This is a genomic window from Rhodococcus sp. T7 (assembly GCF_009872365.1).
Taxonomy (GTDB): Bacteria; Actinomycetota; Actinomycetes; order Mycobacteriales; family Mycobacteriaceae; genus Rhodococcus_F.
The window spans coordinates 617,264-628,166 of record NZ_WXYH01000389.1 but is presented as its reverse complement, the minus strand read 5'-3'; the positions used below and the strand labels follow the sequence as shown (position 1 = coordinate 628,166).

At 62.1% G+C, this 10,903-nt stretch carries 9 protein-coding genes and 1 pseudogene; 5 read left to right on the top strand and 5 right to left on the bottom strand.

What is annotated here, in order from left to right; translation table 11 throughout:
• The first annotated feature begins 659 nt into the window (after positions 1-659).
• Positions 660-2,366: a hypothetical protein gene (locus MLGJGCBP_RS46940; protein WP_160097171.1), complete on the top strand. Its 1,707-nt coding sequence runs from the start codon at positions 660-662 to the stop codon at positions 2,364-2,366.
• 287 nt (positions 2,367-2,653) lie between these two features.
• Positions 2,654-3,874 (top strand): annotated as a pseudogene (locus MLGJGCBP_RS46935) (IS3 family transposase).
• Between the two features lie 293 nt (positions 3,875-4,167).
• Here MLGJGCBP_RS46935 and MLGJGCBP_RS46930 read toward each other — a convergent pair.
• The gene (locus MLGJGCBP_RS46930) at positions 4,168-4,920 is read right to left on the bottom strand and encodes a phosphotransferase (protein WP_236581163.1); all 753 of its coding nucleotides are present in this window, start codon (positions 4,918-4,920) and stop codon (positions 4,168-4,170) included.
• Between the two features lie 158 nt (positions 4,921-5,078).
• A complete protein-coding gene (locus MLGJGCBP_RS46925) occupies positions 5,079-5,489 on the bottom strand; it encodes a phosphotransferase (protein ID WP_268960755.1) in 411 nt (136 codons plus the stop codon).
• A 53-nt stretch (positions 5,490-5,542) separates the two neighbouring features.
• Between MLGJGCBP_RS46925 and MLGJGCBP_RS46920 the strand changes: the two genes are divergently transcribed.
• The 3 genes from MLGJGCBP_RS46920 to MLGJGCBP_RS46910 all read left to right on the top strand — a co-directional run bounded on the left by MLGJGCBP_RS46920 (position 5,543) and on the right by MLGJGCBP_RS46910 (position 7,824).
• Positions 5,543-5,968: a DUF3626 domain-containing protein gene (locus MLGJGCBP_RS46920; protein WP_160097177.1), complete on the top strand. Its 426-nt coding sequence runs from the start codon at positions 5,543-5,545 to the stop codon at positions 5,966-5,968.
• Positions 5,969-6,143: 175 nt separating this feature from the next.
• Entirely contained in the window at positions 6,144-6,464 is a 321-nt protein-coding gene (locus MLGJGCBP_RS46915) for a hypothetical protein (protein ID WP_160097179.1), read from the top strand.
• Positions 6,465-6,687: 223 nt separating this feature from the next.
• The gene (locus MLGJGCBP_RS46910) at positions 6,688-7,824 is read left to right on the top strand and encodes a hypothetical protein (RefSeq protein ID WP_160097181.1); all 1,137 of its coding nucleotides are present in this window, start codon (positions 6,688-6,690) and stop codon (positions 7,822-7,824) included.
• Between the two features lie 320 nt (positions 7,825-8,144).
• On the opposite strand, the gene qatD is transcribed toward MLGJGCBP_RS46910, so the two are convergent.
• From qatD to qatB, 3 genes are read right to left on the bottom strand one after another with little or no spacing between them, the layout of a single operon-like run.
• Positions 8,145-8,891 (bottom strand): Qat anti-phage system TatD family nuclease QatD, encoded by a 747-nt coding sequence (gene qatD, locus MLGJGCBP_RS46905; RefSeq protein ID WP_160097183.1) that lies wholly within the window; start codon positions 8,889-8,891, stop codon positions 8,145-8,147.
• A complete protein-coding gene (gene qatC, locus MLGJGCBP_RS46900; protein ID WP_160097185.1) occupies positions 8,888-10,165 on the bottom strand; it encodes a Qat anti-phage system QueC-like protein QatC in 1,278 nt (425 codons plus the stop codon). The genes qatD and qatC overlap by 4 nt, the downstream gene beginning before the upstream one ends.
• On the bottom strand, positions 10,162-10,734 hold the full coding sequence (gene qatB / locus MLGJGCBP_RS46895; protein WP_328799695.1) for a Qat anti-phage system associated protein QatB: 573 nt from the start codon (positions 10,732-10,734) through the stop codon (positions 10,162-10,164). Before qatB ends, qatC begins: the two co-directional genes overlap by 4 nt.
• Positions 10,735-10,903: the final 169 nt, after the last annotated feature.

The window sequence follows — 10,903 nt, the reverse complement described above, 5'->3', positions numbered from 1 at the left end:
CGTGAGGCGTGCAGTTCGCTTCGCTCCCCGCCAGGGAGCCGCTGCGCGGCTCGCAGTGGGTCTATTCCCGTTGCCGTCGATCGAGTCGCTTCGCTCCTCTGAGTTTCCGAGATTAGTTTCTCGCCTGCATTTTTCATCGACAATTTCGATTCGGTTCCCCACGCCCCAACGAGGCTGGGAAAGTAGGCGGATGCACCCGTCTGCCTACCCACTCGCCTTCCCGTGCCTCTCCATGTCACATCCCCCATCCTACCACTCGACCCTTTCACAAACTAACACAGTTCGAAAATCTCCAACACTCCAGCTTTGTTGTTCTACAGTATATTACGATTCTCAGAATCCAATAACTGTGCATAAATCATGAAAATCTTTGTTTATCAGACAATTACTCAATACTACTGTTAAACAACAACTTTCAAAAACGCTCCCCAATGGCGGTGCAGACACCCGTACGCCCGCCGACACGTCGCCGGCACCCCCACATCACAAACCGAGGACATGTCATCACACCAGGTCACAACACCATTACGCCCCCACTCAGCACACGGTCCGCCCTGGAAGTCGGGCGCGGGCCGCCGGGTCCAGCCAGGGTGTTCGTCAGCGGACGATCGGCCCGGGCCCGAAGGTGGTGCTCATCGAGTCGGCAGATAGTATTCGGCATGCCCCGTGCCCTTCGTCCGTCAGACGTCGACCTTCACCTCGAGTTCAACCCTGCTGCTCCCGAACAGCTTCACGAGCTCGGCACTGCCTACTGGGAGCTCGCTGGCCTCGACCCGGATACTGGCTCGCCCGTATGGGTGCAACGAACCGGTGAGCTCGATTTCACACCATGGGCTCAGCCGGCACATATCGCGGCCGCCGCAGCCGTCACGGCAACAGCTCTCGCATACTCCTCCGCGTCGTGCGAGGGAAAGTTGACATTGACCTCACGCAACGCGCTTAAAGAAGCGATCGAGGGTCGAGACATCCAGTGTCGGGCGTGCAACACCACCGTGGAGCAGCGAGTGGCGAGTACCTTGCACCCAAAGGCTCTCGAATACCGAGCCAAACGTATCGCCGAGCAGCAAGTACATGCGGCTGCAATGGAGACCAAGCGGGAACTTGAGCAGTCCCAGCGCGACGCGATCAGCGAAAGGTACCCAGTCGACGACGAAGACCCGATCTCTCGGATCAGCGAGGCGCCGATCGTCGCGAGGGTGGGTGCCCTTGCCGTGCTGCACGCTGTCGGCGATCGGGCGGGCCTGATATATCCAATCGAGTTTCATAACAGCACTATCGCTCCGAGTAACACGTTCAGCGAACAGCTGTTCGTCGACGCCTGGCACTTCAACCTGCTCCACGTCCACCCCACTTCGCCGACCGACGCGTTCGTCTGGGACGACGGAACCACGCTCGGAACCACGCTCGGAACCAGCATCTATCCGGAACAGACTCGGTTTTTCGTTCCTGGTATGGGAACGCTCGAGAACCGCCTCGAAACCTTCGTTCATTGCCTTCGTGATGGGCTCGATCTGTCCGCAATGTGGTCCTACGACCGCCCCGAGCTGTCCGACCTCGTTCATAAGGTCATCGCAGAGGAAGCTGGCCGCTATCTCGCATACCAGTTGCGTCAGCACAACCTCCCCGACCGCACAGACCGACACAACGAAGTACTACGAACGGTGACCACCCGTGGTGCCTCCCTGTTCTCGCTCGGTCACCTGTACCGGATGGCGTGGTCATCAGCACGCGACGCCTCCAGCGCCAAACAACGCCACCCAAGCATGTCCACAGAGAATGCGATCACACACGGCCTCAACCAGTTCGAACAGAGGATCCAAAAGGCATCCTACGATCGAGGATCGCTGAATGAACCGTTCAGCGAAGACAACAACCTTCCACTCACCTCGGTCACCGATATCGTATTCCGCATCATCTTGGGTATGGACCCGATGAGTTCCGAACCCGCGCACATCGCGGACATGTTGTCAGCCGCACCCGACGACGAACTCCGCGCACTGTGCGAAGCCGGCATCCCAAGCCACCGCGAACTCATGGAACGGATACGCACGTCGACCGACGAATGGGATGGCTACGAGTTCCGTAGAATTCTGGCCCGCCTCGAACAGCAACCCCCGGACGCCTGCGCGCCACGGTGCGCACACGACCGTCTCACCGATGTCGCCTCAGAAGGTGGCCAAGTCTACGACCGCATAGTGTCCCGCGTCGGCGAAGCCGACGCCGCCATCGTGACCGCAGAAGCAACATCTCTCGCGAATGCCGGGCACAACGGCTTGCGCGCCGACGACGCTCTGCTCTCCGCCGTTGTCCACCTACTCCTTCCGCTGACAGACCTCGAACCCGCCATACTTGCCGAACAGGAATGACCACCGCGCCCCAACCTCGCGCCCATGCTGCTCTACCTGTCGGCGTCGAAAACGGCTGATTGCTGTGGGCGTACCGAGTAGTGACTCACCTTGCTCGAACCGCGTCGGCCGGGTCCTGGTGCCATCCGGGCCCGGGTGTCGGGAGCGGTCATTTTGCGAGATCTCCTCAATCTGCGCTGCGGGCCGCCGACGCTTCACCTGCGCTATCGGGTGCGCCGTTGGGGGTTCCCCCTTGAGTGTGGACATCGTGAACACTGGGCCGTGAGGGCCCAGAGGAAGAGATGTCACTGATGATGAAGGCGTACTCGGCGGAGTTCAAGGCCGATGCGGTCGCGTTGTACTTGTCAGATCCGAGCAACACATTCGAGGGCATCGGCAACGACCTGGGAGTCAGCCGCGAAACCCTACGCAACTGGGTGCGTGCCGAACGCAAACGTACGGGTGTGGCCGGCGGCGTCGCCGGCCCGTCCCACAGGGCTTCGCCGGTGGGCGATATCGTCCGAGTCCGTGTTGGAGGAAGAAAACAAGCAGCTCAAGGCCCAGATACGGAAGCTTGAGACCGAGCGGGAGATCCTGCGCAGGGCCGCGAAGTATTTCGCGGGCGAGACGAATTGGTGAGCCGCTTCCAGTTCGTCGACGACCACCGTGACACCGTTCCGGTGAAGTGGCTGTGCCAGATCCTCGAAGTCTCCCGGTCGGGGTTCTACCGGTGGCGGGCCGCCGCACCGGCCCGCGCCGAACGCGCCCGCGCCGACGAGGAGCTGGCCGAGTGGATCCGCGGGATTCACGACGACTCCGACGGCACCTACGGGGCTCCGCGGGTGACCGCCGAGCTGCGGGACGCCGGGATAGAGGTGAACCACAAACGGGTCGAACGGGTGATGCGCGAGAACGGGATCGTCGGCGTGCACCTGCGCAAATCGGTGCGCACCACCGTCCCGGACCCGGACGCGGCCGCGGTGCCAGACCTGATCCGGCGGGACTTCACCGCGAGCGCGCCGAACACCAAGTACGTCGGGGACATCACCTACCTCCCCGTCGGGGACGGTCAGTTCCTCTACCTGGCAACGGTATTGGACCTGAACTCGAAACTCCTGGCGGGGTGGTCGATCGCTCCACACATGCGCACCGAGCTGGTCAGCGATGCGCTGCGGGCGGCCGTCGCCGTCCGGGGTGTAGCCGGCCTGGATGGCGCAATCTTCCACTCCGACAACGGGGCCCAATATGCATCGACTGAATTCTCCGACCTGTGCCGGGAGTTGGGTGTCACCAGATCGCGGGGTGCAGTCGGAACGTCGGCGGACAATGCCGCGGCGGAGTCGTTCAATGCGACGCTGAAACGGGAGACACTGCAGGGCAGAAAGCGCTGGAACAGCGCAGGTGAGGCGCGCGCTGAAGTGTTCCGCTGGGTCACCCGATACAACACACGAAGGAGGCACTCCACCCTCGGCCAGATCTGTCCGATCGACTTCGAGCAGCGATCGGTTACGCTGGCCACCGCAGCATAGGAATTGGTGTCCACATCTCAGGGGGAAGCCCCGTTGACCGATCCGAGCGGGTACCCGAAGAAGTCCACTGCCAGACGCGGGCCGACCACGACCGGGCCGAGCTCATCCTGCCGGTAGAGCGTTGGCAGGTCAGGGCAGCCGAAGATAGCCTCAGGCACGTCGAGGTCTTCCAGATGGACCGCGCAGGAACCTCCATCCTCGGAAGACCCCGCCACCTACCCCGAGACCGTCGCGCCAGCCACCATCCAACCAGCGACTACACCCCCGACGTGAAGAGCCACATATGCGGAGGCTCAGAAGAGGTCCAGAGCATTGGCGATCATCCGGTGCCCCTCATTCTCAAACGGTTCATCGCCGACCTGGTACGCCCAGACCGCGGTGCCGATCGCTTCGTGCAACGCAATAAGGCGCCATTGCTCCGGGTCTCTGGGTTCGCTGCCATATCCGGCAAGAAACGCGTGCTCGAGTGCGGCATTGCCCTTCCACTGCCTCGCCGCGAGACGGCAGAAGTCACTCATCGCAGGCCTCCAATCGAAGCGCCCGAAATCGATGACCTTCACCGTCCCCTGATCGACAAGCCAGTTCCGCGGCTGCCAGTCACCATGAGTAGGAACCACCACCACCGGCTGCGGACGGTGCAAGACCAAGATCTCCTGCACGCTGGCGAGCACAGATTCCGATATCCTGTTCGGCTTACCCAGCCATGCAAGCGATTTCGCCACCGCGGCGGCCTCCCACCCGGTATCAACGCGATGGGCTTGATCATGAAGCCTACGCAGAAGCACTCCCGCCTGCCGATAGGTCTCACAGTCGAATTCAGCTTCGCTCCCCATCACCAGGGATCCATCCAGATATCGAGTGACCAGCAGGTTCGCTGACCGGTCGTACTCGACCAACGCAGCGGCATGCCCAGTCCGTACCAGGCATTCGGTGACGGTGTGGTGGGCCGTGATCTCGCGCCCGATGTGATGATTGGCGCGGCCAGCGGCTTTGATCACACACCGTCCGCGTTCGGACTCGACGTCGAGAACCACCGTGTCGACCAAGTTCCAACTCATGTCAGCGCACAGGCGGGCGCCGGGAAGCCAACGAGTGATGTGATCTGCTTACCCGGTACTCAAACGTCCCGAATACCATGACTGCACAGTTCCCGACATCATCCGACGCACTTCGCCGCGGCTCGATCGAGCGAGCCGTCCTTGCCTCAGAGCAACGGGACGACCTTCAGGAGTGGGACTTGCTCGACCACAGGGGTCGCGGAGGTCCGGTTCGGAGCTCGAGTGGTCTCGTATAGGCGCCGCGACGCGGTCAGTTCGTCGTCAGGACCCGTTCGAGGGTGGCGAAGCCTGCTGGTTCCCAGGTCGGTTTGCCCCAAGGCACGCAGCACCGCCCAACCACGGGCCCGGGTGATCATCGCGTTGTCGGCCCGCCCATAGGCGTCGAAGAACCGACGCGCCGCACTTGCCGGCAACAGGATCCAGGCGGCGGAAAGATCCGTCGCGGGATCACCCGCACACATCTCGCCGAAATCGATCACCCCCGTAAGCATCCCCTCCCGGACCACAACGTTCGCCGGATGCAAGTCACCATGCAGCCACAACGGCGCCCCCGCCACACCGGCGCCGCGACCGCCTCCTCCCACACCTCCCAAACAGCCTTCGCGCTCGGATGGCCGGCAATGACCTCGAACGCGGCATCGGCCCCTTCCAGCAATCCGGCCAACGGGATGCCGCGGGTAGGGTTGGCCGGCGCGTCGGCGGGCGCCGGCACACGCAGCGCACCAAGAAACCCGGCGAGGACCTCGGCCGCATCGACCCGTGTGATTGGCGCGTGATCGGCCGGCTCCCCCTCGACGAGATCGCCCGGTCCCTCGCCTGCCCCGTGTTATGGCACGACGGATACACAGTCGGCGTCGAGGACATAGCCCAACACCCCGACTACCGAGGGCCGCACATCGTCGACCTCGCCCGCGACATCGCACACAATGGCGAGCTCACCCCCGCCATCCTCGGCCTGGCACGGAATGCATCCTTCGATCCGCAGGACCTGAAAAAGGTATGGCACTGTGTCGCCCGATACGGCACCCGAGCATAGCTATCGGCACGCCCGAGGAAACGCGGACCCTCGATCCGCTGAACCGAGCCGCCTCACTGGAACAGCTGTCGGTCCGATTTGATACAAGTTACTTGCTGCACCGCAGCAAATCTCCGCCTATTCAAAGGTCGGGGATCGCAACTCACAAGAGAGACGTTGCATGCGCCCATTCCCTATGACAATTGCGTCGCCCACCACAATTCTCACGCGCACGATCACCGCACAACACCTCGTACACCCGGAAAAGGCGAATCAGGTCTTCATCATCGAGATTGACACGATCGACGACTACGGCCAAGAGGTGACGCGGAGCGCACTGGTAACCAAGTGCTCCGCTCTCTACTCTCGGGACTCGGATCCGCAGGACGTGATCGTGGTCGAGTTCGCACATCCTCGAATCGAGAAGCGGACCTACAACCCGGACGATGAGATCGTCCTCCATGAATTCACTTACGAACACCTCGAAGAGATGGACCTCAGCCAGATGTCCGGATGACAGGCCCGAAAGGCCCTCAACTCCAGGGAGTTGAGGGCTCTTTCTTACACCGGTGAAAGCAGCATGGACTGGCACGACGCCGGCAGCGCATCACAACCTAGAGATAGTCAGGACGGAAGGTCACAACCCCCTTATAACTGACCGTGCCGACAGGCACCCATCCCCGAAGAGGAATGCCAGGCCACCGGTAACGGGCGGTTAGCTAGACGGGTAGTCTCATCGAATGCCACTTGATGATCAGCTGGGTCGATGGGTCCAGCGCACCGCCCACGTTCGCGACACTCTCAACCAGATCCTGAGTGCATTACCTGAACATGACCGAGTACTGTTCGACTCCACCCTGGGCACGGTCCAGGGGCTCCTTGAGGACCACCTTCACGCCGGCGACGGAGACGCCCCTTCCGAGGGCAGCGCGCTGGCGGAGGTAACCGACCCGTTCCTCACCGCACTGCGAGAGTTTCAGGCCCTCACGGCCGCACCGGACACGACCGCCGGGCTCAGAGCACTGCTGTCCAGTCTGCGCGATTCCGCACAGACTGCCCATCTCACTCTAACCACGGACGACCGGCTGACCATTCAGTCCGTCGACGAAGTCATCGCGGACTTCGCCCAGGAGTACAGGATCTCGCTGATCCTTGCTCTGACGGCCAACCACGCGCTCTCCCAAACTGTGGTCCGCTGGCAAAGAGCAAAGGACTCCGATGCCGCCACCGGCGATCACCTGGACCTGACCACGATGAACTTCGCATCGGCCGTCAGCGATCGCACCGTCCCCATGTCCACCCTTACTAGTGCCAGTGCCGCCGACCCTGTCGTCATGACCCCCTCCAACTTCTCGCGGGCCATGAACACCCTGATGACCGGCGGAACACCTCCTCCGATTTATCAAATGGCCTACACACAGTGGTTTACAAATATCAACGCGGCCTGGGAGGACACCTACCGCGGCCGGCTCGCCACCGCGCATGGCCCCGACGACGACGGCAAGCCTTGGGCGAAGAACGACATCCGGTCCGAGTTCTTCAACGAAATCCGCTTGATCCGAAACGACATCTCACACAAGAGAGGCGTGTGCGTCGACAGCGGCAACAACACACTGATCGACTGGGTGGAACCTGGAAAGCCGATCGCCCCGACACCGCGCCAAATGCTCGGCTTGCTCGACCTGTTCCCCCACGACGAACTCCGTCGCTTCCCAACCAAAGCTGAGAGCAACACCACAGGTCAGCTGCCTTATCCCTTCGCGAGTGACTGGATCAACGAGGTCAGAGCGCACATCGAGGCGATCGAACCCACCAAAAAGAAGCGAGCCGCCGTGCTCAAGCAGCTGATCGACGAGTGGATGGACCGCACCAGGTAGATGTGGTCTCGGCGGCGGGTGGTGGCTGCGACATCCTTCGAGTTTCTGTGGCCACCACCGCCATTGTTAGGCGATAAGCCACCAGCCTACGGAATGTTGCTACGTTTCCCGACTTTCACAGTTTCAAAACACCTTCCTTAAGGAATTGTTCACTCGCGGAAACGTCGAATGCAGGCGGTACCGGTGTCGCTCTCCTCGCCGGCCTCCCATGTGCACCCCACTCAACTACTCATGCGTCCAGATCCGTATGCGGACGTGCAGCTCGCCACCGTCGTGCGTCCGGTCCTGTGAAGTGCCAGACCATGTTCCCGCCGGACCGATCAGTCGTCCCGTCGATCGCAACCTGCGAGCAACGTGCTCTCGTTTCCACTGATGATCCGTCCAGTCTCGGAGGCGTCGGTGCCCCATACTTCTGACAGTGACTGGCACGCAATCGCAACGTCCCAGGGCTGCAGGGCAGCACGGCGGAGTTGCGCAAACGGCCCATCAGTCTCCAGTAGCACTCGCTCGCGCGGCATCGCAGCTACAAGAGCTCGCCCTTTGGCACCTGCCAGCATCGCCGGGCCGACGCTGAACCAACAATCGCGTTCGACCGCCCGTCGAAGCTCCGTGCGGCTGCCTGAGAACCAGTGGAGGATCGGCATGCGGACGCGTTCGAACCTGTCGAGCAGGTCGAGCACGGGTGTTGCGGCTCGGCGGCTATGAACCGACACGACCTTGTCTCCAGCCTCGCTACAGGCATGAAGAATGTGCTCGAATACCCGGGTCTGTTGCGACCAGAACGATCTGCACTCAGGAGCCCCGTCGAGCCCAACCTCGCCGATAAATCGGGTGTCGGCGACGTATCGATCAAAAGCCTTCAACTCATGTATGCGCTCGCCCGCCAGCTGCGGATGGAGACCCAGCGCCGTCCTAATGACGGTTCGGTCTCGGGCCAGCCGCGAGGTGCCGGCCCACGCCGAGGGCGTTGTGGTAACGGACAGCACGCCGACCTTCCTGCGTTGAACTTCATCGGCCATCTCGCTCGGGTTTGGGTATAGGTCCAGGTGGCAATGGAAATCGATCATGGGAGATCGAACTTCGCGTGAAGGAGACCCAGTTCGTCGAGTCCTCGCTGAAGCAGCTCGCGAAGTGCCGCTTTGTTCGTTATCCGAGCGGAGCTTAGTGCCGGGCCAAGCCACCGGTCGAGTCCGTCTTCGGCCACGACCAGACGCGCCATGGCAACGGAACGGACGTCGTCGAATGCTGCATGATCGTCATCGGGGCGACCGAGATCGTCGTAGACATACTCCGTGGGATCGTGTCCGCCCCACGCTAGGAACGCTGCCCGCCGGATCTGGCAGGGAACGCACCGGCCGCAATGGGTGTAGTTGAATCGCTGGAAGCGGCCACAACTGGTCGAAACGGCGGCTTCGTCAGAGAGAAGATCTTGGTCAAGGCAGTCGCGAAGCATCTCACCTTTCGTTCTCTCTGCGTACGGGTTCGTGATTGCAACCCGCAGTCCTGTCCCGTCGAGGATCTCCTGCATCCGACCAAGAAAGTCCGGATGAGCGGTACGAGTGCTGAGGCTTCCGATTCGAGCAGGAGTCAGCGGAGGGTTGATTGCAATGAACCCGTTCTCACAGACAAAGACAGGAATGCACTCACCGTCGCGGTAGCGCTGGGTCGCCGTCGCCGCCAGTACTGCGAACGCAAGGAAGATGAGGGACCGCGAACGCTGAGAGGTTTCCTTGAGGCCGCGACGAGTACTCGCATTGTGATTCACCTGTAGATGATCTAGTCCGCTGCCAATGAGCCGCGCGAACCGCGCCTGCTTCTCGGCGTCTCCGCGAACGGTATGACTCACCGCAAAAAGTTTGTGCCCTTGCGCAGTGAGGTCGATGGCACCGACTAATGAATCGAGTCCCCCTGATAGAAGGGCGACCGCATCAGCGGACGGGTACCGTGGCGTCTTTGGAGCATCGGGAAGGTCACCGCCGCCGCGGAACGTCAGGCTCCATCGATCCGTGGTGAGGAACGCGAGCGCCGACGAGATCGAGTCGGCGAACGGTGCCCAGCGTGACGGTTCGTGGAGAGCAACGTCGAGCTCAAGTTCTCGGGTCCACCCGTCGGGGCTCGCGTTCCGTTTCGCTACACCATCGGCAACTACGACAGACAGAGCGATCGCGAGCAGATCCCACGCGCCCGGGTCTGGCGAAAGACTTTGGCGCCGTATGGACTGCGCAGCGGACCCGCCCGCACTCACCGTCTCACCGGACGAGTCGTGCCCGAAGAGGACGATGGGGGTGGCCTGCGGATCGGCGGGTTTGAGGGCCGCGGACGAACTGCTTACGAATCTCAACTTGTGTACTCCTCGAATACGGTGAGCGTCTCGCGAAGCGCCAAGCTGGTGAGGCGTGCCACATTCGCGGTTGTAGCGGGCGTGCCTCCTTTGCGGATCATTCTGAATGCGGCAGAGACATGCTCGCTGATGAACTCGCGGACCTGCTTCAGGCGGCGTAGTCCTGTCGCCGGGTCGTGCGCCTTGGCCATGATCGTCTTCTGAAGGTCGAGACAGAAGCGACCGTAGACGTCCAGCGCGGCGTACCGCTCGATGACATACTCTCGCTGTGTCTCGGTGAGTGCGAGCAGGTCGGCCTCCGGGAATCGGCCCAGGAGGTCGGTCAAAGCGTCGCGAACGGCGCGGCGGGACGACTCTCTGTCCTGTGTACCGTCGATTGGGGTTGCGGCATCCACGATGGCATCCAGCACGACATTGACGTCGCTCCCGCTCGCGAGTGCTATGTCCGTAAGTGACTTTCCGTCAGGTCCGCGCCCGGATTGCATTACCCCGTTGAGGCGTCCGGCGGTCACGGCGGTGCCACTGAGGCGGCGGCTCATCGTTCCGCTGCCGCCGTAACCGGTCCTCACGTAATGGCCGAGCCCTCGGCGCAAGTCGCGGCTGTCTCCAGATCGCGCGAACCCGCCGAGGCTCCGTCGGGCGTCGCGGAACCGCCCCGTTGGGGACAGCAGATCGGGCTTCTTGGCCGGCTGCTCCTCGGGAGGCGTCTCTCCGTCCAACGATGGCGGAGGAACGATT

Coding starts and splice junctions, on each gene's coding strand:
- MLGJGCBP_RS46910 (WP_160097181.1), top strand. CDS start 6,688: ATGCCACTTGATGATCAGCTGGGTCGATGGGTCCAGCGCACCGCCCAC.
- MLGJGCBP_RS46940 (WP_160097171.1), top strand. CDS start 660: ATGCCCCGTGCCCTTCGTCCGTCAGACGTCGACCTTCACCTCGAGTTC.
- qatD (WP_160097183.1), bottom strand. CDS start 8,891: ATGATCGATTTCCATTGCCACCTGGACCTATACCCAAACCCGAGCGAG.
- MLGJGCBP_RS46915 (WP_160097179.1), top strand. CDS start 6,144: ATGACAATTGCGTCGCCCACCACAATTCTCACGCGCACGATCACCGCA.
- MLGJGCBP_RS46920 (WP_160097177.1), top strand. CDS start 5,543: ATGGCCGGCAATGACCTCGAACGCGGCATCGGCCCCTTCCAGCAATCC.